The 25,877-nt window shown below is 31.4% G+C and carries 22 protein-coding genes and 2 tRNA genes; 11 read left to right on the top strand and 13 right to left on the bottom strand.

From position 1 onward, the window contains the following. Window positions 1–53: 53 nt before the first annotated feature. Together V9L04_RS14350 and V9L04_RS14345 are read right to left on the bottom strand one after the other, a co-directional pair. Window positions 54–671: a hypothetical protein gene (locus tag V9L04_RS14350; protein WP_338790531.1), complete on the bottom strand. Its 618-nt coding sequence runs from the start codon at window positions 669–671 to the stop codon at window positions 54–56. Between the two features lie 23 nt (window positions 672–694). Continuing rightward, window positions 695–2,617: an ATP-dependent DNA helicase RecQ gene (locus V9L04_RS14345; RefSeq protein WP_338790530.1), complete on the bottom strand. Its 1,923-nt coding sequence runs from the start codon at window positions 2,615–2,617 to the stop codon at window positions 695–697. Window positions 2,618–2,753: 136 nt separating this feature from the next. Between V9L04_RS14345 and V9L04_RS14340 the strand changes: the two genes are divergently transcribed. Continuing rightward, a complete protein-coding gene (locus tag V9L04_RS14340) occupies window positions 2,754–4,043 on the top strand; it encodes a hypothetical protein (RefSeq protein ID WP_338790529.1) in 1,290 nt (429 codons plus the stop codon). Window positions 4,044–4,141: 98 nt separating this feature from the next. On the opposite strand, the gene ppk2 is transcribed toward V9L04_RS14340, so the two are convergent. The 7 genes from ppk2 to rpsL all read right to left on the bottom strand — a co-directional run bounded on the left by ppk2 (window position 4,142) and on the right by rpsL (window position 11,056). Then, window positions 4,142–4,939 carry a polyphosphate kinase 2 gene (gene ppk2 / locus V9L04_RS14335; RefSeq protein ID WP_338790528.1) on the bottom strand — a complete coding sequence of 266 codons (798 nt, stop codon included), beginning with the start codon at window positions 4,937–4,939 and terminating at the stop codon, window positions 4,142–4,144. A 98-nt stretch (window positions 4,940–5,037) separates the two neighbouring features. Continuing rightward, the gene (locus V9L04_RS14330) at window positions 5,038–5,943 is read right to left on the bottom strand and encodes an ADP-ribosylglycohydrolase family protein (protein WP_338790527.1); all 906 of its coding nucleotides are present in this window, start codon (window positions 5,941–5,943) and stop codon (window positions 5,038–5,040) included. 51 nt (window positions 5,944–5,994) lie between these two features. Further along, window positions 5,995–6,684 (bottom strand): hypothetical protein, encoded by a 690-nt coding sequence (locus V9L04_RS14325; protein WP_338790526.1) that lies wholly within the window; start codon window positions 6,682–6,684, stop codon window positions 5,995–5,997. A 141-nt stretch (window positions 6,685–6,825) separates the two neighbouring features. Continuing rightward, window positions 6,826–7,131 (bottom strand): 30S ribosomal protein S10, encoded by a 306-nt coding sequence (gene rpsJ / locus V9L04_RS14320; RefSeq protein ID WP_338790525.1) that lies wholly within the window; start codon window positions 7,129–7,131, stop codon window positions 6,826–6,828. Between the two features lie 332 nt (window positions 7,132–7,463). Further along, entirely contained in the window at window positions 7,464–9,614 is a 2,151-nt protein-coding gene (gene fusA / locus V9L04_RS14315) for an elongation factor G (protein WP_338790524.1), read from the bottom strand. Between the two features lie 404 nt (window positions 9,615–10,018). After that, window positions 10,019–10,501, bottom strand: coding sequence for a 30S ribosomal protein S7 (gene rpsG / locus V9L04_RS14310; RefSeq protein ID WP_338790522.1), 483 nt, complete (start codon window positions 10,499–10,501; stop codon window positions 10,019–10,021). Between the two features lie 147 nt (window positions 10,502–10,648). Continuing rightward, complete coding sequence (gene rpsL, locus V9L04_RS14305) at window positions 10,649–11,056, bottom strand: 30S ribosomal protein S12 (RefSeq protein ID WP_338790521.1); 408 nt, start codon at window positions 11,054–11,056, stop codon at window positions 10,649–10,651. A gap of 128 nt (window positions 11,057–11,184) precedes the next feature. Between rpsL and V9L04_RS14300 the strand changes: the two genes are divergently transcribed. Then, entirely contained in the window at window positions 11,185–11,409 is a 225-nt protein-coding gene (locus tag V9L04_RS14300; protein ID WP_338790520.1) for a hypothetical protein, read from the top strand. Here the strand turns inward: V9L04_RS14300 and V9L04_RS14295 are convergent. Further along, window positions 11,392–11,793, bottom strand: a complete 402-nt coding sequence (locus tag V9L04_RS14295) for a hypothetical protein (protein ID WP_338790519.1) — start codon at window positions 11,791–11,793, stop codon at window positions 11,392–11,394. The genes V9L04_RS14300 and V9L04_RS14295 overlap by 18 nt on opposite strands. Before the next feature lie 83 nt (window positions 11,794–11,876). Beyond that, window positions 11,877–12,587 carry a leucine-rich repeat domain-containing protein gene (locus V9L04_RS14290; protein WP_338790518.1) on the bottom strand — a complete coding sequence of 237 codons (711 nt, stop codon included), beginning with the start codon at window positions 12,585–12,587 and terminating at the stop codon, window positions 11,877–11,879. A 142-nt stretch (window positions 12,588–12,729) separates the two neighbouring features. On the opposite strand from V9L04_RS14290, the gene bioA reads away from it, so the two are divergent. After that, the gene (gene bioA / locus V9L04_RS14285; protein ID WP_338790516.1) at window positions 12,730–13,995 is read left to right on the top strand and encodes an adenosylmethionine--8-amino-7-oxononanoate transaminase; all 1,266 of its coding nucleotides are present in this window, start codon (window positions 12,730–12,732) and stop codon (window positions 13,993–13,995) included. A gap of 259 nt (window positions 13,996–14,254) precedes the next feature. On the opposite strand, the gene V9L04_RS14280 is transcribed toward bioA, so the two are convergent. Both V9L04_RS14280 and V9L04_RS14275 read right to left on the bottom strand, forming a co-directional pair. Then, complete coding sequence (locus V9L04_RS14280) at window positions 14,255–14,884, bottom strand: hypothetical protein (protein WP_338790514.1); 630 nt, start codon at window positions 14,882–14,884, stop codon at window positions 14,255–14,257. A gap of 353 nt (window positions 14,885–15,237) precedes the next feature. Beyond that, a complete protein-coding gene (locus V9L04_RS14275) occupies window positions 15,238–16,053 on the bottom strand; it encodes a hypothetical protein (RefSeq protein WP_338790512.1) in 816 nt (271 codons plus the stop codon). A 340-nt stretch (window positions 16,054–16,393) separates the two neighbouring features. On the opposite strand from V9L04_RS14275, the gene nadC reads away from it, so the two are divergent. The 8 genes from nadC (at window position 16,394) to V9L04_RS14235 (ending at window position 25,855) form a co-directional block, all read left to right on the top strand. Continuing rightward, on the top strand, window positions 16,394–17,281 hold the full coding sequence (gene nadC, locus V9L04_RS14270) for a carboxylating nicotinate-nucleotide diphosphorylase (protein WP_338790509.1): 888 nt from the start codon (window positions 16,394–16,396) through the stop codon (window positions 17,279–17,281). Between the two features lie 336 nt (window positions 17,282–17,617). Beyond that, window positions 17,618–17,691: transfer RNA gene (locus V9L04_RS14265), tRNA-Asp, on the top strand. 75 nt (window positions 17,692–17,766) lie between these two features. Then, a tRNA-Asp gene (locus tag V9L04_RS14260) sits at window positions 17,767–17,843 on the top strand. Window positions 17,844–18,151: 308 nt separating this feature from the next. Further along, window positions 18,152–18,760, top strand: coding sequence for a phosphoribosylglycinamide formyltransferase (locus V9L04_RS14255; RefSeq protein WP_338790507.1), 609 nt, complete (start codon window positions 18,152–18,154; stop codon window positions 18,758–18,760). A gap of 220 nt (window positions 18,761–18,980) precedes the next feature. Then, on the top strand, window positions 18,981–20,240 hold the full coding sequence (trpB, locus tag V9L04_RS14250) for a tryptophan synthase subunit beta (protein WP_338790505.1): 1,260 nt from the start codon (window positions 18,981–18,983) through the stop codon (window positions 20,238–20,240). 114 nt (window positions 20,241–20,354) lie between these two features. Further along, the gene (locus V9L04_RS14245) at window positions 20,355–20,957 is read left to right on the top strand and encodes a hypothetical protein (RefSeq protein ID WP_338790502.1); all 603 of its coding nucleotides are present in this window, start codon (window positions 20,355–20,357) and stop codon (window positions 20,955–20,957) included. A 115-nt stretch (window positions 20,958–21,072) separates the two neighbouring features. Then, a complete protein-coding gene (locus tag V9L04_RS14240) occupies window positions 21,073–21,462 on the top strand; it encodes a hypothetical protein (protein ID WP_338790500.1) in 390 nt (129 codons plus the stop codon). 190 nt (window positions 21,463–21,652) lie between these two features. Then, window positions 21,653–25,855, top strand: a complete 4,203-nt coding sequence (locus V9L04_RS14235) for a DUF445 family protein (RefSeq protein WP_338790498.1) — start codon at window positions 21,653–21,655, stop codon at window positions 25,853–25,855. Window positions 25,856–25,877 lie beyond the last annotated feature (22 nt).

Genomic DNA, 25,877 nt, shown 5'->3' with positions numbered 1-25,877 from the left:
TTGCCAAAGCAGGATAAACAGAACAGAAATGATAATTAGAGAAATATAGAAGGCTATTTTGAAGTTTTTACAAAGCACTCATCACCATAAGACGTTTCAAAACCCACTTCTACTATTCCTTTTTTCTTTGAATATTTTATAGAATTTACAATCAGATAATCAGAAGAGAGTGTATGAGGTCTTACAGAAAAACTATAAATAGAATCTCCTTTTAGCATCTCTACTTTCTTTAAAATAATATCAGCTTCTCGCATGAATAATTCTGTTAGGCTAAATATTTTATTAGTTTTTCCTAAAGAATTTGAGTTAGTTATGAAAAGTATTTTATCTTCAATCATCTCTTCTCTTGATATCAAATGATTATGATAAAGAAAATAAATAGAATCTTCTGAACCAAATAAATTTGCACGAAAAAAAACAGTATCTCCTACATTTCTTACAAAACCAAAAGGTTCTATTTTTTTGTCAAAAATTCTATTTATATAAAGAGGACGATAGATTTTCTCATTAATATTAGTTTCCTTTTCACTAATACCAATGATAACTTTGCCATAATCGTAGGCTTTTCCTCTAAATTTAAGTTTATACGTTTTTAAAGTTTCACTATTTTTTATTGAAACACAAGACCATAAAAAAGCAAAGGCTAAAATTATGTAGGCTATTTTTTTCATAATTAAATTTATTTTGTAAAACTTTATTTCCTAACCAAATTTCCCACTTTATCATATCCAATTGTTCCAACAGCTACCATTTCTTGAATTGTCTTTCCTAGCACTTTTCCATCAATATTCAAAAAATGATTTGTTAGTTTGTAAATAGGAACTGAATCAGTAGCTATTTTTTCTAAAATCTGTGTCTTTAAATCTTCGCTTTTCTGATTTTGATTTGAAAAATTTAAAGCCTTTTTATTTTGGATACAATTATCACAAACCCCACAAATTTCATCAGTTTTTTCTCCAAAATAATGAAGTAAAATTTGTGTTCGACAGCGCATGTCATTGCTAACATAATTAATAACTGAATAGGCTTTTTGCAGAGCTTCCTTTTTTCGTGTTTCCAAAAGCTCCAAATCTAAAGGCAAATCATTTGCATTGTGGCGAGCAGTCAGAAAAGAAAGCTGAGGAACATCTTTTTGAGGTTGATAATCAATAATATTTTGCTGGGCTAAATAATTGAGTTGTGCCGTAACGTCCATTTTTGACATATTCAAAAACTTAGCTAAATTTTGTTCAGAAATAGAAATAAACTGCTGAAAAGCTCCTCCATAGGCTCTCAAAATTGCTTTAATAACTGTATCTGATTTTTGATTTGCAATTTGAAAGTTATAAAGCGTGGCATTATCTACCTTTATCCAAATTTTGGAAGGTGTATAAAAACTCTCCGAAAGCTGCAAAAAACCTTGTTCTTCCAAAATTTTGATAGAATTATAGGTTTCTATGTAGGGAATAGAAAAACGACGAAAAAATTCATCCATATCAAAATCAAAACTTTCCATTGGAAAACTTCCCACAGCAATTTTGAAATAATTGGCTAAGGCTTGATAGACTTTTTTAATAATTTCTTTTTCTGGATGCGCTTGTTTTGTTCTTTTTTCTAAATTTATTAAGTCATTTTTATCAAAAAGTGCAATGGCATACGCTTTTTTTTCATCTCTTCCTGCTCGTCCTGCTTCTTGATAATAGGCTTCTAATGAGTCTGGCAAATCGGTATGAATAACTGTTCTGACATCTGGTTTATCGATTCCCATTCCGAAAGCATTTGTAGCTGCAATGACACGAATTTTGCCATTTATCCAAGATTCTTGTACGTGATTTCGTTGTGCGTGTGTAAGTCCTGCATGATAAAAATCGGCAGAAATTTTTTGGCTACGCAACCAAAGAGCAATTTCTTTGCATTTTTTTCTATTTCTGACATAAATAATTCCTGTTCCTTTTACATTATTCAAGATTTGAAGCATTTTTTGGTTCTTGTTTTCTTCCAAAAAAGCCGAATACGATAAGTTTTCTCTAGCAAAACTCTTTGTAAAGACCTTGCTATTTTCTTTAAATTCTAATTTATCTTGAATATCTTGACGAACTTGTAAAGTAGCAGTAGCTGTAAGGGCAATACAAGGAACATTTGGAATTCGCTCTCTAATGGCTGCAATTTCCAAATAAGCAGGACGAAAATTATAGCCCCATTGAGAAATACAATGCGCCTCATCAATCGCCAAAAGACAAACATTCATTCTTGCTACTCGCTGTTGAAATAAATCTGTTTTGAGCCTTTCAGGAGAAAGATAGAGGAATTTTACATTTTTATTATAGACACAATTATCTAGTGTAATATCAATTTCTCGCTTTGACATTCCTGAATAAATCGCTTTTGCAGAAATTCCACGTCTAGAAAGCTGTTCTACTTGGTCTTTCATCAGCGCAATAAGTGGCGTAACAACAATACAAACCCCTTCCAAAGCCATCGCAGGAACTTGAAAACAAATCGATTTTCCTCCACCTGTCGGCAAAAGTGCAAGCGTGTCTTTTCCCTCCATAACAGAATCGATAATTTCTTCCTGCATAGCACGAAAAGCATCATAACCCCAATATTTTTTTAGAATTTGTTGTGGTAGAGTGGGCATTTTTATATTTTTTCTTACTTGGTGAGTTAGTTTTTACCTAAAATTACAAAAATACATTGTTCTTCCCCTCTTAGTAAGTAGTTGGAAACTATTTTTTCTTAAATTTGTAAAAATTAAAATTTATAAAAAAATCTATATGAATATTTATTGCAAATTTGTTCTACTTCTTGTCTTTAGCATTATATTCTTTAGTTGTGAGAAACAAGATATAGAAGAGGAACTGACTACTTATGAAAGAGGAGTTTTAGCGATTGTTAACTCAACTTATAATAATGAGGATAATGCTTCTGGGTCTAGTGACATAGCTCATTTTGCAGAAGATGGGACAATTACTTATGACCTTTTTAGAAAAGCTAATAACGGAGATAGTCTAAAACATATAAGTTCTATTTATGAAGGAGTAAACTCAATTTATCTTCTAGATTCTCGTAAGGTCATAGAAGTAGATAAGTTCACTTTTGAGCAAAAAAATATTTTTACAATCCTTGATGATTATGGTATAGCAAACTATATAGATATAAAGGATTTTACTTACATAAAAAAAAATGAAACAGCTATATTAATTACAAGAGATGATAGAGTTTTGTGGGTAAGTTTATCCAACAGGCAGATATTGAAAGATCTTACAGATAAACAATATTCTGAAACAATATTTAATAGCGATAAAAATGAACTCTTGGCTCTTGTAACAGGAAGATCATTATATATACCTTATACAATAGAACACCTAAATTCATCTACATTAAATACAGTGTCCGAAGTAGGAAATACAAGAAACACTAGTATTATAAAAGCTAGTGAAACTGCTCCCATAAGAAACTATAAACTAGATGGCTATCAGAATTTATGGACACAAGTGAAAGAGGTTAATTATATTACTTTGTCTTACTATTATGTAGAAGTTATTGTTCGATATGATGATGCTTCATCAAAAGTGTTAGACAATTATTTACCTGAAAGAAGGCTATATCAGCTAAAGAGGAACAATGAGAAAAGTGTGAATGTATATAATATAAGTAGAGTATCTAATTCATTTTATTATTTAGAAGGGCTGAGAAAGCTAAAAAAAATAGAGATCGCAGATATAAATAATAATGTTTATGCAATCAAAACACAACTTTCAGATTTGACAGGTAACGAGCCTGCTTTAGAAGAACTAGCTACTTCTTTTGTAGAACTTCCAATTCATACGCAAATAAGAAGAATTCACATAAATGAGAAAAACGGAGATGTAATTTTGTCTACTCATGAAAATAACATAGGCAACAATTTGCAAGAATATTTAGAACATTTGCAAATATATGATAAACAAGGAAATCTGAAAAAGTCTTATACATTAGAGGAAGAATCAAAAAAATCTACTAGAAAACTTGAATTAACTGGATACTATTCTTTATATAGTAATTACATAATTATTAGAGAGTAAGTTTTATACCCTTAGAAATAGCTAGATATTTCTAAGGATAAAATACAAATAAAGTAAAGATATTTTGTTTCGATATTGTTTTTAAACCTGAAAACAATTTATTCAAAACTCCCCTTAACATAAATCTTAGGAACAAATTTCTGTTCATCAATCGGCGTTCTTACATAATTACTTGTTTCATCAATATCTGGAATCGGAACAGCTTTTGGCAAAACGTCTTCATATTCTATCTGACTCAAAATATGACTGATACAATTCAGACGAGCAGATTTTTTATGATCAGAATCGATAACATTCCAAGGAGACATTTTTGTGTCTGTGTGAGCAAACATTATATCTTTTGCTTTTGAGTATTCGTGCCATTTTTCTCTGCCCTTCAAATCCATTCCACTTAGTTTCCATCTTTTTCTAGGTGTTTCAGTTCGTTCTTCAAAACGTTCTTTTTGTTTTTCTGCACTGACTGAAAACCAATATTTTATCAAAATAATACCTGAACGAATCAGCATATTTTCAAATTCTGGACAAGAACGCAAAAACTCTTGGTATTCTTCCTCTGTACAAAAACCCATCACACGTTCTACTCCTGCACGGTTATACCAACTCCTATCAAATAAAGCAATTTCTCCTGCTGCTGGCAAGTGAGAAACATATCGTTGAAAATACCATTGTGTAACTTCTCTGTCATTGGGTTTGTCTAATGCTATTACCTTACAAAAACGAGGATTTAGCGTTTGCGAAATTCTTTTTATTGCGCCTCCTTTTCCTGCTGCATCTCTTCCTTCAAAAATAATGGCTACTTTTAAGCCTTTTTCTTTTACCCAAAATTGAAGTTTGACCAGTTCTCTTTGTAATCTTATAAGCTCTTTGTTATAATTGACATTTGATTTGTGTTCCATCGTTCTGTTTTTTAGTAGTGTATTGGTAATTTACTAAAGATTATTGATATTAACAGCAACTAGTTTCTTGTAGTTTATAATTTATTTTTTATAGATTATCAGACCCAATTTTCTTTTTTTATTAATTTATTGATTGTCGTTTCAATCCATTCATATTCATTCAACTGTTTTAAGTTATTTATCAATTTTTTAGGCATTCCATTTATCCCAATTAGTGTACCTGCAATTTGTCCAGCAATTGAGCAATTTGTATCTGTGTCTCCTCCAATTTCAATTAGTTGCAAATACATTTCTTCAATTCCAATTTCTTGAACTTTATTTGCAGCTGCGATAGCTAAAGGAACTGAATCTACGACATATCCACTGTTACCAATTTGCCCAATTTCTTTAAGATTCTTTATTCCATTGATTTCGATTAATCTGTCTCTAACTCTTGTATCTGGAATTTGCTCTATTATCAACTCAATCAAATTTGTCTCTCCTATCCAATTTCCATTTAGTATTTCTCTAATGGCAATTATCACACTCTTTGCTCCAATATATGCTTCATCGTTGTTGTGAGTGATTATACAAAGATCTCTAATTTCAAGATTTGTAACATTTTCTTTGAATGCAATGGGTGCTATTCTCATAGCTGCTCCATTTCCTGCTGCATATTCTCCTCTTCGTCCTACTTGACTCCAATGCCCTCCAACTTCTAATTCTCTTAATGCTTTCAAAGTGCTTGCCCCAATTCCTCTTATTTTTCTTTGCTTATAATACTTGAGAAACTGCTTTGCTAATAGTTCAGGTGTTAGCTTTTCATTTGCAGTCATAGTTTCGATAGTTGCCAAAGTTAATTGTGTATCGTCAGTTATTCTCCATTTAGGCTCTTTAACTTCTGGTTTTCCATAAAAATAAATAACATCTTCTTTTTCTTTAAATTGATTCTCATACCCACTTCCAAAAGCATCTCCAATTGCTCCCCCAATTATACATCCTTCGAATCTTTCAGATTTTGTCATTGATTGTAATGTTAAAATTGTTGAAACAAAAAGTATTTCCTAACTCTTAAATTAATTGCCTATACTTTCTATCAATTGTAAAACAACCGATATTTCACTAGAATATTCTTCATCTTTTGATTCTATTCTAAAAAACTCTTTTTCTAATTCTTTTATTAAATTGGGCTTGCTTAAAAGATGTGCTAATTCTGTTTCACAATGCTTTCTAATAAAATAATTTCCATTATGATAAAAATAATTTACAAAATTTCTTAATGCAATTTTATTAGTTGGGTAATTCCATAACTCTATGAGTTCTTGTTGACTAAAAAAACATGAAAAATCAGTTAGATCCGAATATATGTCATTATTTAATTTTTGATTTACAGATTCTATCCAACAACTCTTTACAAAATTCATTATAATGATTTGCTCTCCTTCTTCCCATTCTCTCCAATTTCCATATTCTAATTTATTATAAATCGCTCCCAAATCTATCAAACCAGAATTTCCTTTTTGACTATAAATTTCTAAAACTCTAGGTAAAAAGTGTTTGTAGTCAAATATATTTCCCCAAGTAGTTATTGCTTTTCTTGCATAATAAGCTAAATCATCTTCTGTGAGTTTTTTTAAATTCCTTGCATACAGTTTATTTTCATCCTTTTCAGAAATACAGCCACAAGGGCAAGCATCTAACTTTCCATTAAGCGTATATTTTTCAAAAACTTCGTAAATTCTATTTATATTTTCTTGTTTACCCATAATTCTATTTCATATGCAAAAAAAGCATTTCCCAACCAAACCTAAATTTAGTAAGAAAATGCTTTTTTATAAAATCTATAATTTTTATGCTGTTGTTGATGTCTCCACCGACGACAACATTATCAAAATTACACCTCAGTATTAAACCTTGATCTCTACATCAACACCAGAAGCTAATTCTAATTTCATCAAAGCGTCAACCGTCTTTGGGCTGCTAGAATGAATGTCGATAAGGCGTTTGTAAGTACAAAGTTGGAACTGCTCACGAGCTTTCTTGTTTACGTGAGGAGAACGAAGTACAGTAAATTTTTCTTTTTTAGTAGGCAATGGAATTGGACCACTAACCACTGCACCTGTATTCTTAACAGCCTTAACAATTTTCTCAGCTGACTTATCAACCAAATTATGGTCGTAAGATTTTAATTTGATTCTAATTTTTTGTGACATACTCGTAGGAGTTTAATCGTTTTGTTTTGAAAGACTTGTATAAAAATAAAGTTATTTTTCATTATTCAAACCTTATTCAATTACGACCTGCAAAAGGAGCGAAGCTAATTATCAATTAAAAATGAATACAAATTAGTAGTTTCATTTCTAATTGATAATTCGTAATTGCTTTAAAGTCTAAACCAAATCTTTACTGAAATAGTAAATATATAGATTCCAAATTAAAATGGATTAGGAATACCAATTAAATAACCTTTTACCTTTCAACTTTTAATTAATTGGTAATCAATATTTATATTCGTAATTCGTAATTTTTAATTCGTAATTATTCTTTAGTTAGCTTTCATGCCTTTAACATCTGCAATAACTTTTTCTGCAACGTTATTTGGCACTTCTGAATAGTGAGAGAACGTAAGTGAAGCAGCACCACGACCAGAAGTGATTGTACGAAGTGAAGTAACATAACCAAACAGTTCCGACAATGGAACGTCTGCTTTGATTACAACGCCAGTACCTTTCATTTGCTGACCTTTAGGCATACCACGACGACGGTTCAAGTCACCGATTACAGAACCAGTAAATTCTTCAGGACAAACAACTTCTACGTCCATGATTGGCTCAAGAATTTTTGCACCTGCTCTTTTACCAGCTTCTTTATAACCCATACGAGCTGCCATTTCAAAAGAAATAGCATCTGAATCGACACTGTGGAATGAACCAAAGAATACACGTACACGCATACCCACAACTGGGAAGCCTGCAAGTACACCATTTTTCATTGCTTCCTCAAATCCTTTCTTGATTGCAGGAACGAATTCTTTAGGAATTACACCACCTTTAATCTCATCAACGAATTCAAGAACGCCTTCTTTTTGGTTTTCTGGATCTTCTGCTGGTCCGATTTCAAACTGAACATCAGCAAATTTACCTTTACCACCTGACTGCTTTTTATAAACTTCACGGTGTTCAACATTGTTAGTGAACGCCTCTTTATAAGCAACCTGTGGAGCACCTTGATTTACTTCTACTTTAAACTCACGCTTCATTCTGTCCATGATAATCTCAAGGTGAAGCTCGCCCATTCCTCTGATGATAGTTTGTCCTGTTTCTTCGTCTGTATTTACACGAAGAGTAGGGTCTTCCTCAACAAGTTTGGTAATAGCTAAAGAAAGTTTGTCTTGGTCAGCTTGTTTCTTAGGCTCAATAGCATATCCAATTACTGGCTCTGGGAACGTAAGTTCTTCCAAAACTAATGGATTTTTTTCTGCTGTAAGTGTATCACCAGTTTTGATTTCTTTGAAACCAACACCTGCACAAATATCACCAGCACCTACTCTATCAATAGGATTTTGTTTGTTAGAGTGCATTTGCATCAAACGAGAAATACGCTCTTTTTTGCCTGTACGGTTATTCAAGATATAAGAACCTGCGTCCAAAGAACCTGCATAAACACGCATAAAACAAAGACGACCTACAAAAGGGTCAGTAGCAATCTTAAATGCAAGTGCTGTAAAAGGCTCATCTTCATTTGGCTGACGTACTTCTTCTTTTCCTGTATCAGGATTTGTACCAGTAACTGGTGGCAAATCAAGAGGAGAAGGAAGATAAGCACACGCAGCATCAAGAACAGCCTGAACACCTTTATTTTTGAAAGCACTACCACAGAATACAGGGAAAATCGTCATTGCCATTACAGCTTTACGCACTGCTCTACGGATTTCGTCAGGAGTAATTGAATCTGGATCTTCATCATATTTCATGAATAAATCCTCATCCATTACAGCTACTTCTTCCAAAAGATTGTTGCGATATTCTTCAACATCAGCTTTCATATCTTCAGGAATATCAATAGTGTGGAAAGACATACCTTGAGTTTCGTCTTCCCAAACGATAGCACGTTTTTCGATCAAATCTACTACGCCTACAAATTTGTCTTCTGCTCCAATCGGAATTTGAAGAGGAACTGCATTTGCACCTAAAGTAGCTTTGATATCTTTAATAGCATTGAAAAAGTCTGCACCAGCTCTATCCATTTTGTTTACAAAACAGATACGTGGAACACCATATTTATCTGCTTGTCTCCAAACAGTTTCAGATTGAGGCTCAACCCCAGAAACTGCACAGAAAAGAGCAACTGCACCATCCAAAACTCTAAGTGAACGTTCTACTTCTACAGTAAAATCAACGTGACCAGGAGTATCGATGATGTTAATTTGATACGAATTTGTCAAACCATCAATATCCAAACTTTTATCGTCAGTAGGGTATTTCCAGCTTGTTGTTGTAGCAGCCGACGTAATAGTGATACCACGCTCTTGCTCTTGCTCCATCCAGTCCATAGTCGCAGCTCCATCATGTACTTCACCAATTTTGTGGCTAATACCTGTGTAGTAGAGAATACGCTCTGTAGTGGTTGTTTTTCCAGCATCAATGTGAGCCATGATGCCAATATTTCGACGGAATTTTAGGTCTTTTTTAGACATTGTAACTAAATGTATAATGAGATAGAAAACTTCTATTTATTAGTAGTATTGCTATATCAAGTGAGAATAAATAAGTCTGTTTGAATAAGCTCGCACAAAAGTACGAAATTTATTTCAATTATCACTATTCTAAAGGCTTGATGTAGTTGATTAACAAATGGTTATAAAAAATTACGAATTATGAATTAAAAATTACGGATTAAGATTTAGTTTAGATAAATTAGTCTAATTCAGATATACAAAATATAATGTTTCGTAATCTCATTAAAAGACAAAAATACCAACCATCAATCATAATAAAGTCGTAATTTTTAATTTTTAATTCGTAATTATCCAAACCATTTGTAAATGGCTTTAATTCCATTTTGTTATAAACAAATGATACTTCAAAAGTATCAGTTAGTTTAGAAACGGAAGTGAGAGAACGCTTTGTTCGCTTCTGCCATACGGTGTGTATCGTCTTTACGTTTAACAGCAGCACCTTCACCTTTTGCAGCAGCCATAAATTCGGCAGCCAAACGGTCAGTCATGTTGCGTTCGTTACGACGACGAGAGAAATTGATAAGCCATTTCATACCCAAAGACATTTTACGCTCTGGACGAACTTCTGTCGGTACTTGGAATGTTGCTCCACCTACACGACGACTTTTAACTTCAACACCTGGTGTTACATTAGTCAATGCTTTTTTGAAAATTTCTAATCCATTTACAGATGGATCTTCTTTTTTCATTTTTTCTTCTATACGCTCCAATGCGCCATAGAAAATATCATAAGCTAAACTCTTCTTTCCAGAGTACATTAAGTTATTTACAAACTTAGTTACTACTGTATCGCCAAATTTTGGGTCAGGAAGAATATCTCGCTTTTTTGGTTTATGCTTTCTCATGAGTTATCTCAAGGTTTTTATAAAATTTTAAAAAAGGAAACAATCTGAAATAATAATTATAAGTGATAAATGATAAGTGATAAATTAAAACCGAAATACAGTATATTTCTAATTTCAAATATCTCTTTCAATTATTGATTACTCAAATTATTTTTTCTTTTTAGTTGGCTCTGGTGCAGCACCTGGTTTAGGGCGTTTTGCACCATATTTTGAGCGTGATTGCTTACGACCTTGAACTCCAGAGGTATCTAAAGCACCACGAACGATATGATAACGAACACCTGGTAAGTCTTTTACACGACCACCACGTACAAGTACGATTGAGTGTTCTTGAAGATTGTGTCCTTCGCCTGGGATGTATGCAATAACTTCGATACCATTAGACAAACGAACTTTAGAAACTTTACGCATTGCTGAGTTTGGTTTCTTTGGTGTAGTCGTATAAACACGAGTACAAACTCCACGTTTTTGAGGACAAGAGTCCAACGCTGGAGATTTCGATTTTTTAATGATTTCTTTGCGTCCCTTGCGAACTAATTGTTGAATAGTAGGCATTTCTGAAACAAATGTTTAGACCACTTAAATACTGTTCTTCTCTAAAAGTCTATTGGAACAAAACTGAAACTCTGCCAGTCTGTTCTTCAAACACTCCTAAGCCTAGTATTATCTATATTTATAAAAATATGAACTATATCGTAGGTGAGGAATTTAAGCAGCGTGCTAGAATAAAATTTAAAATAAGTTTAGCAACGTCTGAAAAAGATAGTTGTAGTTTTTTGAGTAGTGAATTTGATACAATTCTATCCTCATTTACAATCAACTATGGTTTTTTTCAGAACTGCAAAGGTAAGAGTATTTTTATTGATTTGCAAGTATTTACAAACCTTAGTTTAGAAACCAAAATCTGAGCATTCTATTTCATACATAACACAATCTATTTCCTCCAATTTTGGAAGTAACTCATTCAAATAATAACTAAAGTCTGTGTGTCTTGGAGAATCTTTTAATCGCTTTTCTGCTGCAAAAACAAAATTTAACTCGTAACTATTTTGAGAACTGTATTTATAATCTATAAAATTGATATGTAATCCAAAATCTTCTTGAGTTATTGGATGATAGACAGATAAAGCTGTTGTTTGCTTATTTTTTTCACTTTCATCCAAAATTTCAAATACTTCTTGAATTGTCTCGAACTCTTGATAGTCAAACATCCCGTTATCATTTAAAGGAGTAGAAACATATGTGTTATTCCAACTTTTCATTGTCCAAACATTTTCAGAAAAATCTTTCATAAATTTGGATAAACAAGAATGATTTGTAAGTAGCTTTATTTTAATTGATCTTGTAAGACTCATTTCTATTTTTTTATAAAAATCTATATTTCCTCTATAAACCTTAAGTAATCTTTTATTTCTTCAAGTACATTTTCCTCTTTATCAAATACTTTCCTTGGAATATTTTTTATTGGGTTTCTACTCAAATTTAGTTCTTTCAATTTAAACAGTTGATTAATAACATCTAGAGAAATATGTGAAATTTGATTTTTTTGTAGATATAAATACTGTAATTGTCTTAGCTCTTTTAAAGCTGAAATGTCCGAGATTTGATTTTCATCTAAGTAAAGTTCTTGTAATTGATTTAGTTCCTTTAAAAATGATATATCTGAAATTTGGTTGCTTTGTAAGTTAAGATCTTGTAGTTTTTTTAGCTCTTCTAGAACAAAAATATTTAAAGTTGGATTTTTACCTAAGTCAAGACTTTGTAATTGATTTAACTCTTTTAAAACTGAAATATCTGAAATTTGATTTCTACTTAAAACTAAATTTTGTACTTGATTTGATTTTTTTAAAACTGAAATATCCACAATCTGATTATTGCTTAAATAAATGCTTTTTACTTGTTTTAATTCTTTAAGAAATGAAATATCTGAAATCTGATTATTATTCAAATTAAGACTCTTCAAGTGTTCTAAATATTTTAAAGCTTCTAATACTTTCTCCCTACCTGTAAGATTACAGCAAGTGAGATTTAATTCTTGACTTTTATTATCTAAGTTTGCTTCAATAAGCTTTTTAACCTTATCCATTTTATAAACGACTTATTTTTCAATCTAAAAATCAGATTAAAGATAGTCTAAAATTTTAAATCGTACAATTTGATTCCAAATTTATATCGCATTTCTAAAACAGTATGAGTAGTTTTGTATAAAAACAAAAATTACTAATTCAATGACTGAAAATATTTGGCATCCTTTCACGCCACTTGCCGAAGGCTACGACCCTTTAGAGATTGTAAAAGCAGATGGAATTTATATTTATACAAAAGATGAGCGCAAAATTCTTGATGCTGTTTCTTCGTGGTGGGTAAATATTCACGGACACGCAAACAAAAAAATTGCAACTGCTATTTCAGAGCAAGCGCATAGTTTAGAACACGTTATTTTTGCAGGTTTTACGCACCAGCCAGCCGAAAAACTAGCTCAAAGTTTGATAGACTTGTTACCTTCAATGAATAAAGTTTTCTTTTCAGATGATGGCTCAACGGCTATTGAAGTCGCTTTAAAAATTTGTTTGCAACACTTTCATAATAGAAATAAGAATGCAAACAGAACCAAAATAATTGCTATAGAAGGAGCTTATCATGGAGATACTTTTGGAGCAATGGCTGTTTGTGACAGAACACCGTTTAATGCGCCTTTCAATCCTTTGCTTTTTGATGTAGAATTTATTCCACGCCCCACACAAAAAAACTGGTCAGAAGTAAAAGAAAGATTTACACAGATTTTGGAAAGTGAAGAAGTGGCTGCTTTTATTTTTGAGCCAATTATTCAAGGAGCAGGAGGAATGCAAACCTATTCTCCCAAACATTTGGACGAGCTTATAAAATTAGCTCACAATAAAAATACATTTTGTATTGCTGATGAAATAATGACAGGTTTTGGCAGAACAGACCATCTTTTTGCCTCTGAATATTTAGAAGAAAAACCTGATTTAATTTGTCTTTCCAAAGGAATTACTGGAGGTTTTTTACCTTTGGCTGTTACGCTTTGCACCAAAGAAGTTGCACAACCTTTTTATGATAACGATATTTTAAAAACTTTTTTTCACGGTCATTCTTATACAGGAAATCCGATTGCTTGTGCTGCTGCAAATGCTAGTTTAGAGATTTTATTGACTGATGAGTGCTTTAAAAATAGAAAACGAATTGCAGAAAAACACCTTCACTTTGCAAAACAAATAAATTCTAATAAAAAATTGAAAAGCAGAGTTTTAGAAGTTCGAACGTGTGGGACAATTTTCGCTTTAGAACTCAAAACAGAAGAACAAACTTCTTATTTTAATGAATGGCGCAAAAATATTTATAATTACTTCTTAGATAGAAATATTTTGCTTCGTCCTTTAGGAAATGTTATCTATATAATTCCCCCTTATATTATTACAGACCAAGAATTAGATATAGTTTATGAAGAGATTTTGAGGTTTTTGGAAGTATAAAATTTGAACAAAAAAAAACATCGGTAAAAGATTACCGATGTTTTTGAATCACCAAATTTACCTATCACTAACTTAAAAATAAGCAGTATCTGAAGTAATTAATTAAAAATTAATACAATACTTTTATTACTCTTTTGTTAGTAGGTATGCAAAATTAAGTTTTTCAACTTTAATATGCACTACTACTACTATTTATTAACTGTTTTTGTTTCAAAAATTACTAAATCAATAAGAAATCAAATAAGTGTAAACAAAATAATTAGTTCTTTTTAATTTGTTTGCGTAGAGCTTGTAACTCCACCATTTTAGCCTCACGTAGTTTTGCTTCTTGTGCTTCTACCCAAGCTGTTTTTGAATATTTTCCATCTGGATGCACTTCATTATAAGCAACATATTTTAATCCTTGTTCTTCAAAAGACTCTGCATATAAATCTTCTAAAAGAGCAAAATTAGCATCCACATTCTGACGCATTTCTTGTATTTCCGAACCTGTACTCATCACTACCTCTTCCAAATTTTTCCAATCACTTACTTGCATATCTCTTAATATTTCCTCGTCAGCAGCATCTGTATCTGCTTTTGAAGTAATGATTACATCTGCGTGTTCAGACTGCAAAACCATTAATTGTTCTTGCCAAGTAGCCACTTTATCATTATCTTCGTCTGTAAAATCTTGTATTTTTTTTCCTATATACATTTCCCAAAGAACTTGGTCGTTAGGATTATGTTGAAGTTTTTGCCAAACATCTGGTTTATTCATTGGGTCTTTCTCTACATTTTGGGCATCTACTGCTCCAACTAAAAAAAGCAAAACTAAAAATGTGAAAGAAAACATAAACTTTGAAAAAGCATTCAAATTAGGGTCTAAGGTAGAATTAAGTATAGGCATAGTGGTAAAATATAAAAAGTAATAGATTTAGGATAGATTAATTTGTTTATACAGTCAAATGCAGAACAATTGTCTATACAACTATAAAAGTACAGAATGTTTTTGATAAAACAATAAAGGACTGAAAATCCCCATGTCAGAAAATAGAGAGAAAAGTTAGCAAACAAACTATTTGACACAGAATTCTATTTTGCTACTCTATTTTACACATTTGCATTATTTTTATGTAATAAACCAAAAATTACATAAATACCTGAAAAACAATTAATTAATCAGGTTTTTTATTAAAAAATAAATTAAAAATCTACTTATTCTAATAAGAAATTGTACTATTTATGCTGTTTTGGTGTAGTCTAATTGATTTGTCGTTCTAAGAAAGCCTGCTTGACTTCTTCAAGTTTTTGAGTTTTAAGCTCTTTGAGTTCCTGTTCTTTTTCCATCATCCAACGAGACTCACTATAATTTCCTTTTGGGTATTTTTGTTTATAAAAAACATAATCAGCTCCCAATACTTCAAATTCATCTGCCAAGACAGCTTCTAAAATAAAGAAATTTTCATATAGATTTTCTTTTAATTCTTCCATTTCTGTAGATTCTGCCAAAAATGATTCTTCTAAATCTTTTATAAAACTTTTTACTTCTGGCTTTGCAAGCAACTCATTTATTTTTTGAGACTTACTAAGTGACTTGGTAGAAGTTGTTATTTCTTTAGAAATAGATTCATCTTTTTCTTCTGCTATTGTTTTTTCAACCTTTGTAACTTGAGTAGCAGTCGTGTTGTCTGTCTTTTTAATTTCTGTTTTTTCTTTTTTGCTCTTTTCAGGCTTTGTTTGTGTTGTACTTGCTATCAATTCATTTGTGTTTCCATTCAATTTATTTAACCACATTTCTTGAATCCATAGTTTTACTTGCAAACGCTGCTTCAAAGGCATATCTGTCCATTGTTTGTGTACATATTTTTGCCATAACAAAGAATCTAAAGGAGTTTTTTGCAATTGCGCCCAAATCACAGGATTATCATGAGGATCATAAGGGAGTTTTATATGTAGATTATTTTGAGCAAACACAGAATTTCCTCCTAACCCTAAAAATACACAACAAGCAAGTGTGCCGATAATTTTTTTAGATGTTGTAAATTTAGCAAGAGAAGAAAATATAAATGTTTTCATGAGCGTAAAATTAAATACTATAAAATAATCTGAATACTTAAAACATAAATTAGTAAACAGTAAAACTAACGAATTTCTTTAAAACAAAATCGTATTTATTAAACGAATAAAAACCTAAAATGATTTTATTTTTTTGTGAATTTTTCTTTTAAAGAAAATATTTTACAGAAAAATCGCAATAAACTATGGGGTCAAAACAATTGATTATCAACAAATTATTGGATTCATAAAATTAATTCTTACCTACTTTTGATTATGTCATGAAAAATAGCTTTATTTGTGTATAAAATACACGAAGCTATTTTTATAAAATTTCTTTCTCCAAAAAAACATAAATACAGTGTACAATTATCTTACTCCAGAATCTCTAGATCAATTTATAACACTTGCTCTAAAAGAAGACATCGCAGATGGCGACCACTCTACACTTTCTTCTGTTCCTTCCACAGCACAAAAAAAAGCCCACTTGCTTATCAAAGGTAATGGAATTTTAGCAGGAATAGAACTGGCAAAACTTATTTTTGCTAAAGTAGACAAAAATCTAAAATTAAATATATTCTTAAATGATGGAGACAAAATAAACCATGGAGATATTGCTTTTATTGTAGAAGGAAATGCCCAATCTATCTTAACAGCAGAACGATTAGTTTTAAATTGTATGCAGAGAATGAGTGGAATTGCTACATTAACTAATCAATTTGTGGAAGCAGTAAAAGGCAGTCAAACCAAAATTTTAGATACTCGCAAAACTACTCCTAATTCTAGAATTACTGAAAAATGGGCTGTTAAAATTGGAGGAGGAACAAACCACCGGTACGGACTTTTTGATATGATAATGCTCAAAGATAATCATGTAGATTATGCAGGAGGAATTGAAAAAGCAATACAATCAGCTCAAAATTATTGTAAAATCAATAATAAAGACTTAAAAATAGAAATCGAAACAAGAAATTTAGAAGAAGTAAAACAGGTTTTAGAAGTTAGTAAAAAAGATAAACCAATTGATTTTTTGATGTTAGATAACATGTCTAATGAAATGATGAAAGAAGCTGTTTCATTAATAAATGATTTTAATGCAACTTCCAACAAAAAAATAATGAGTGAAGCTTCTGGTGGAATTACTTTAGAAACAGTAAGAGAAATTTCAAAAACAGGAGTAGATTCTATATCTGTTGGTGCACTCACACATTCTTATCAAAGTCTAGATATGAGTTTGAAAGCAATTTAAAATGTAATTTCAACTTGAGATTAAAAAAAAAACAAAAAAATATCAATTTATAAATTATTGATTATCAACATCTTTGATTAAAACCATTCTCAATTCATTAAAAAAATACTTTTTTTTATGTAAATCGCTTGTAAAATCAAAAATACTGTCTTACCTTTGCATCGCACTTCGGGAAAAGAACGAGGTGTTTTTGACAATTCTTAAAAGAAGAATACAAAACAAACTAATAAAAACATTTTTTAATTTAATTTCAAATGAACTTTTTTTTTAAAATTCAAGTTCGTATATTTGAACTCTAATTAAAAACAAGAGATATTCTGAAAAGCAAACACAAACGGTTTGGTAGTTCAGTTGGTTAGAATACATGCCTGTCACGCATGGGGTCGCGGGTTCGAGTCCCGTCCAGACCGCTAATTCAGAATAGTTTTTAACTAGTTACTTTTTTATTTTTTTTAGAATTTCTTTAAAAAGTAAAGTCAAAAAATGGTTTGGTAGTTCAGTTGGTTAGAATACATGCCTGTCACGCATGGGGTCGCGGGTTCGAGTCCCGTCCAGACCGCCATTTATTAAAAAAGTCTTGTGGAGTTTTCTACAAGACTTTTTTTTGTTCTTTTTTTTAGTTTTTTCATCAATACGTTATTCAGTCAAATAATAATCATAAAATACAAGTTTTTTTTATAGTTTTGTAGTTTCAAAATCAAACAAAAACTAATTCTATCCGTAACCAATAAGACACACTCATTGCTTGGTTCTATTTTATAGTTTGGCTCATTATTTTCAGCTCACTAATATAAAACGACTTCTCAAATTTATTAAATAACTTTACTTCGTATTGTTTATACTTTATACTAGCTTGCACTTTTAATTTTTATGATTCAAATTGCTATTTTTGCTTCAGGTAATGGCTCAAATGCTGCAAAAATTATCGAACACTTTAAATTACAAAAAGACGTGTCTTTTGTGGTTTTGTCCAATAATGCAAATGCTTTTGTTATCGAAAGAGCAAAACGATTAGGCGTAGAAGTTGCTGTTTTTGAAAAAAATGAACTTTATAAAACAGGAAGTGTACTTCAATTTTTAGAGTGTAAAGAAATTGATTTAATTGTGTTGGCTGGTTTTATGTGGCTCATCCCTTCTAGTTTTGTACAGGCTTTTCCAAACCAAATAGTTAATATTCACCCTGCTCTTTTGCCAAAATATGGAGGAAAGGGAATGTATGGAGATAATGTACATAGAGCTGTTATAGAAAATAAGGAAACACAATCGGGAATTACGATTCACATGGTAAATGAAGAGTACGATGAAGGGCAAATTATTTTTCAAGAAAAAGTACAAATAGAACCCAAAGACACAGCCGAAATACTTGCTCACAAAATCCATGCATTAGAACATCTTTATTATCCTCTTATTATAGAAGAATTGGTCGAAGAAATTCGTCAGAAAAGAAATCAGGAAGAAGAGATTACAGAAGAAGAATAATTCCTACCTTCATTATTTTTGCAAAAAAATGTATCATAAGAAATAATTATCAGTGTCCTCCAAACATAAATTGATAACAGATTGCTTATAGAAGAAAATAAAGTAAAGAATAGTTTGTAAATTTAGGTCAAGATTGACAAAATTTAATAGAAAACGATTTAGGAAGACAATCAATTTATTTTAAAATCAACCTACTTTCTCCCCAAGAATATACGCAATAATGATAAATCAAGCAGAATCTAGCATAAAAAACACAGAAAATAAAAATATAGAAAAAACCATCTTACGCTCCAAAATAGCTGATGAGCGTGGATATTATGGGAAATTTGGAGGCGCATATATTCCAGAAATGTTATATCCAAATATCGAAGAAATTCAGAAAGCCTATTATGCTCTACAATCTGATGAAGAATTTAAGAAGGAATTTCAATACCTATTAAGAGACTATGTAGGCAGACCTACACCTTTATACCTTGCTAAACGTTTGTCAGAAAAATATGGCGCAAAAATCTATTTAAAACGTGAAGACCTCAATCACACAGGCGCACACAAGGTAAATAATACTGTCGGACAAGTTCTTTTAGCTAAAAAATTAGGTAAAAATAAAATCGTAGCAGAAACAGGTGCAGGACAACATGGAGTAGCAACAGCAACGGTTTGCGCTCTAATGGGAATGGAATGTATCGTTTTTATGGGCGAAATAGATATTGAAAGACAGCAACCCAACGTAGCACGAATGAAAATGTTGGGTGCAGAAGTTCGTCCAGCTCTTTCAGGTAGCAAAACATTGAAAGATGCAACAAATGAAGCAATGCGTTATTGGATAAATAATCCAGTAGATACACATTATATTATTGGTTCTGTTGTTGGTCCTCATCCATATCCTGAAATGGTGGCTTGGTTTCAGTCTGTGATTAGTGAAGAGATGAGAAATCAACTTACAGAAAAAGAAGGAACACCCAATCCAGATTATGTCATTGCTTGTGTAGGTGGTGGAAGCAACGCAGCAGGTGCATTTTATCATTATATTGCCGAAAAAGACGTTCAACTTATCGGAGCAGAAGCAGCAGGAATGGGAATTTCTAGTGGAGAAACGGCTGCAACAATAGCTTGTGGAACATTAGGAGTTCTTCATGGAAGCAAAACACTTTTGATGCAAACCTTAGACGGACAAGTAGTAGAACCTTATTCTATTTCGGCAGGCTTGGATTATCCAGGTATTGGAGCGTTACACGCACATCTGGCAGATAGCAAGCGAGCAAAGTTTTATGCCGTTACAGATGATGAAGCGATGCAAGCAGGCAAAGAATTAGCTCTCTTAGAAGGAATTATTCCAGCCATAGAATCAGCTCATGCCTTAGCAGTCTTAAATAATTTGAAAGAAGACGATAAAGATTTTGATAAAAAAGTAGTCATTATTAATCTTTCAGGTAGAGGAGATAAAGATTTGAGTACGTATGCGAAGTATTTGGATAAGTAAGGTTATTTTCTTGTTTTGATAAATAAACCCTAATTTTCTGTTTTATTAATACAGGGAATTAGGGTTTTTATATTTAATTTTAAGTTTCAAAATTCATTTTAAAATCTAAAAATTATGCTAAAAGAAAAACTTACTTTACAAGAATACTTATCACTTGGTTATATTTATCTGATTGTTTTGGGAATAATTAGTGATGTGATTTACTTTCGTTTTTTGGATGTAGATATTCTAAGTTATTCGGATATTTCGGATATTCTTTTGAGTCCTATAAATATTCTTACTAACAGTTTGTTATTATTTTCTGTATTTATTGTTGTAATTGTATTTTCCTATTTCTATGTAACAAAGTTTCTACCAAAGTTTCATCAAAAATATAGACTAAAAAAATGGTATAATTTAACAGGTAATATAGAAAAAGCTGATAAAGGAATTGATTCAATAAAAGAAAACAAAGGAATACCTTTTATATTTATGTTTGTATTCTGTATGTTTATAGGATTGGGAGTAGGGCGAGGGCAAAAAATAAGTAAGAGAATACAAACACAAGATATTGAAGCAAATTATAGTGTTACTTTTACGAATGATATGGTAAAAGAACTTTATGTAGTTGGGCAAAACAGTTCTTATTTATTTTATGTTTTGGAAGGAGAAAAGCAAGTTTCAATTTCGGCTATCAATCCGAATATAAAGATTATCAAAAAAATTGATAAGGAATAGAGTTAAAGACAGTTTATTTTTATTGATTACCATAATTTCTATTTAAACCTCTACAAAATCAAAAAATTATGTAGAGAGTTTTTTTTTGAGTAAATTTTGGGTAAAATAAAATATTATGAGTAATCAATGGAAAATAGACGAAGAACTAGCAAAAGAAGTCTATGCAAGAGTAGAAAATTATACTAAAGAAGAAAAACAAATTCTTTGGGATAAAATTAAAAATGAACTTCAAGAATACGATTCTTTTACAGGAACTATTTTTATAAAAGCTCCCTTTGGTGTTTTTTTGGATATTGGAAAAGAATTTCCTGCTTTGCTTAGATTACCAGCTATAAAAAATATACGTTTTGGAAAATATTCTGATTATATGGATGATAAAATTTATAATTTAGGCGAAAAATTAGAAGTCTATTTTGTGGGTATGAATGATGAGCCTGATAAGATAATTGTTACAGAATTTACAAAAGAACATATAGAAGCTAATAAAGATGATTTATTTTCATAAATAATCCACTGTTGCTTGTATGCTCATGAGCGACATAACTTTCTCTCGCCGTTGTTGGTGTCCCCACCAATGACATCATTTTCATTCAAAAAAAACACAAATCTATTTTTTACGTTCTTATTATATTAAAATAATTTTTTAACCTAAACCTATAAGGTTTTTAAAAACCTTATAGGTTTGATACATTTATATGGTCGGACTTACTTACGCAGCAAAAGCACTCACAGGCGCATTTGTGGGATATATCACAAACGATTTGGCAATTCAGATGCTTTTTAGAAAACGTTTTGGTTTGGGAGGAATTTTCCTAAAAACGCATCACGAATTTGTATTGAATATCAGTAAACTCGTCGAACGTGATATTTTGAATCATAAAACGCTGCTGCCACAAGTAGAAAACGAAGAATTTAAAAAAGCACTTCAAAAAACAGTTCAAACCTATATTGAAACCAAACTAGCAAGTTCTGTTTCTGAAAATTTTACGCTGCAAGACATTCCTAAGTTTAAGGAAACAACAAACGTAATTAGAGAACAAGCAAAAAGTAATTTGCCTCAAATGTTAGAACCTTTTTTACTTCATCTTTCAAAAGAAACGACTTTAGGCGATGCTATTTCAGACGAGCAATGGCAAAGTGTAAGTAAAAATATTGTCAGCGAATTGATGGCTGGTGTTTCGGAATGGAGAAGTTTAGAAAAATTGGTGCGTGATTTTTCAGATGAGATTGGAAATGAATCTATTTCGTCTTTTATTCATCAAGATTTACAAAAAACGATTAAAGATGAATTGCATTTTTTGACTGCCGATTTACATCTTTTATTAGAAGCACAGCACAAAAAACCAATAGAAAATCTTATCAATCAGACTTTTGAAGAATTAGAAATTGAAGAACTAGTTACTAATCTAGCTGAACGAATTTCTAAAAAACGCTTACTAGATATTTTAGGAGAAGAAAAAGCACAGCATTTGGTAAAAGAAATTTTACAGCGTTTGCAAGCCATTTTAGAAACCGAAGAAGGAATAAAAATTATTGATGTTTTTTCTGATTTCTTGATAAATACATTAGAAAAGGAAGAGAAAACGATTTTTGAACTATTAGATGCAACTACAAAGGTAACTTTAGAAAAATTCTTTGCTCATCAGTTTCCTGCCATTTTGGTAAAAGTCATTGGTTGGCTCTATTCTCGCCAAAGAGAATTAGAAATTTTGATTGACCAAACTTTTACAAATAATGTAGAATCGGGCTTCAAAAACTGGCTTGTAAAAGTTTTTGTGGGAAGTATTAGCCAATCGACTGATATTATTGGAAAAGTAACTGGAATTATTGACTCTTACCGTCGTAATCCTGAGCAGGTCGCAAAAGAACTTACCCAGCAAGTTGTCGAATATTTGGAAAGCAAAAGTATAGGCGAAATTGTATCAGGACTCAAAACCCAAAATACAGTTGTTTCTCTGACCAAAATTTTACGTAAAAATGTGGGCGATGCACTCAATCGTATGGATGTAATGCCACTAGCAAATCTATTTTTAGAAAAAGAAATTGGAGAATTTATTCCTACCGAAAAGCTAATTCCATTTTTACTGGCTAATCTGAATAAATTTAGAAAAGATTCTGTTCAGACTCTTATTTTTAATCCTAAATTTTCTCAGCGTCTGACCAATGAACTCACAAAAAGAGTAGATAAAATTTTAGAAACACCTTTAAATGAACTTATTGCAGCCGAACAGCGCAAAAAACTAGCTATCAATTTTGAAAAGTGGGCAGTAGAAAAGTCTCAAAATCATTATCAAGAGATAGCTGAATTTCTTTCACAACATATTTCGACAAGAGTAAATGAGCAACCAATTAGTCGTCTTATTTCGGCAGACCAAATCGAAGAATTAGCCATTGCACTTACAGAAAGAGCAGATTCATATACTATAGAGTTTCTGAAAAACATAGAAAATGATGAGGTCAAAAACTATTTGGCTTCTCTCAAAAAATTCCCTAGTATCTCGGAAGATTTATCAAAAACGCTACATAAATTTTTAGTCCAAAATTTGGATACACTTGTTGAAGGAAGAATAGAAGAGGTTGTTCAGCTTAATTTGAGCCAACAATCGCCCGAAACTATCCGAACAATGGTAGAAAAATTTATGGGAAAAGAACTCAAACCCATTACAGCTTTGGGTGCACTTTGGGGTGGAATTGCTGGGGGGGCTTTGGCTGCGATGCCTGAAATTAATCATTTAGCATTAAAATATACTGTTCCTGCGTTGGCGTATGGTGCGACTGGTTTGGGAACAAACTGGATTGCGTTGCAAATGATTTTTAAGCCATATCAAAAGAAATTTTTCCCTCTTACTGGCAAAAAAGTTCCCATTCCTCTTACCCCTGGTATTGTTATTAAAAATAGAGAACGCTTTGCTATAAACATGGGAAATTTTGTAGGCGATAAGCTAATGAATGAGGAAGGTTTGAGAACTTCATTTGATACAAGCAAAGATAAAATTTTGGAAGGTGCAAAAAATTGGATTCAGTCTGATAATTATTCCAAAATTTATGAATATACAGAAGACTATAAGGCATTTATTGCTCAAAAAGGGGCAGCTTTAGGATGGAAATTAGTAGAAAATTTCACTAAAGAACAAGATACAGCTAACACAAATCAAAAAAACTCAGAAAGTAAACTATCATCTTTACTAAAAAAAGGAATTCAGCCTTATCAGAAATTTACCTTAGAAGACATTGATACTTCTTCTTTCGAAAGTACCGTTTTAAAATATATTCAAGATGATTCGCTTTCTAGTTTGGTTTCAGAAACAGCTTTTGAGCAAATTGAAAGCTATTTGAAAAGTCACGAAACATTAGGCGATGCGCTGCCACAATCTGTCAGAACAGTTTTGTACGACAAAATAAAAAACTGGATTAGCTTAGAAATGGATTCGTTTTTTGAAAAAATAGATAGCGACGAGCAAATCAATTATTTAATAAAACAGCTTAATTCAGAGTTTGCAGAAAAAGCAACTGAAAGAACTATTCAGAGTTATTTGAGTAAAAAACAAACTCGTAATTTAGAAACAAAACTTTCAGATTATTTAGTTGAGCAGCTTCAAGACACCAAAACGCAAGCAAAAGTATTTGAATTTATTGATAAACATATTTCGACAGAAATTGCTGATGAGAAAAAAATAGGTCAATTATTTGATGGTTCGTTGCTTAGTCTTCTGACAAATAATATAGATTTTATTATTCAAAAAATGATAGAAACAGGGGCAGAATGGCTCACTTCCAATAGTGAAGAAGTGGCAAATCAAGTGTATGAAAAAGCCTATTCTGAGCAAAAAGCAGCTTTTATTTATAAAAAAGCAATCAAAAAAACAGCGAAAGAACTTGCTACAGAAGGAATTCCGAAATTTTTATTAAAAGAAATTGAAAGTGTAAACCGTTTGGTTCATAATGAGGTAGAACGAATTGGAGAAGTTTCTTTAGGAGAAGTGGGCATAAAACTCAATAATTCGTACTTAGAAAAGACGGTTTCTAATCTTTTAGGAAATGAAACGACTCAAAAAGCTGTGAGAGATTTGACTAATCAGCTTTTGAATACTCTTTTTCAAACTAAAGTTTCGACCTTCATTTCTGTTACTGATATTCATTCGCTAGAAGATTTACAAAACTTGCTTCAAACCGAATTAAAACTAGCAGGAAAACATCTCAGAACGCATTATTTTTCTCATAGAACACAGTTACAAGAAAAGCCAAATGAACTTATTATTGGTGTAATTGAATCTATCTTACAAAAAAATAGCTTCGAAAATCAAGAAAATAATTTGAGTTCGAATACAGCTTTATGGCAAAGAATCAATAAGCCAGCTCTAAAACAAACTATTGAAAAAGTCAGTAAACAAATTTTAAATTCGGCTGCGCTAGATGCACAAGGACGAAGAGTAATAGCACTTTTATTTGAAAGAATAAAGAAAATTCCTGCTGATGAGTTTGTAGATTGGCAGATTTTGGAACAAGACCTTGCAAAAGCTATTCAAAAACAGCTAGACGAACCCAAAAACAAACAGCTTTTTGAGGAAGCATTATCTCATTTTATCCAAAAAAATCTTCTTCCAACACTCAAAAATATTCCAAACGAAAGCAAAGATTTTGTAGTTGAGCTTTTATTGAATGCAGGTTTGGAGGCTTTACAAGAAGAGTTACCTCATATTTTAGCTTCTATTCCGATAAAAGACATTGTTATTGCCGAAGTTTCGCAGATGCCACCAAAAGAAATAGAAGCCTTATTTAATTCTTTTGCTAAGAAATATTTTGACAGACTTGTTCAGTATGGTTTTGGTTTTGGGATGGTGTTTGGTTTTACGTTGGATTTTCTTTTAGAACTTGGATTGGATTATGTGGAGAAATAAAGAAAACATATTATTTGTAAGT

It is taken from the genome of Bernardetia sp. MNP-M8 (genome assembly GCF_037126285.1).
Taxonomy (GTDB): domain Bacteria; phylum Bacteroidota; class Bacteroidia; order Cytophagales; family Bernardetiaceae; genus Bernardetia.
The sequence above is the reverse complement of the archived record's forward strand: the minus strand, read 5'-3'. Positions and strand labels throughout refer to the sequence as shown.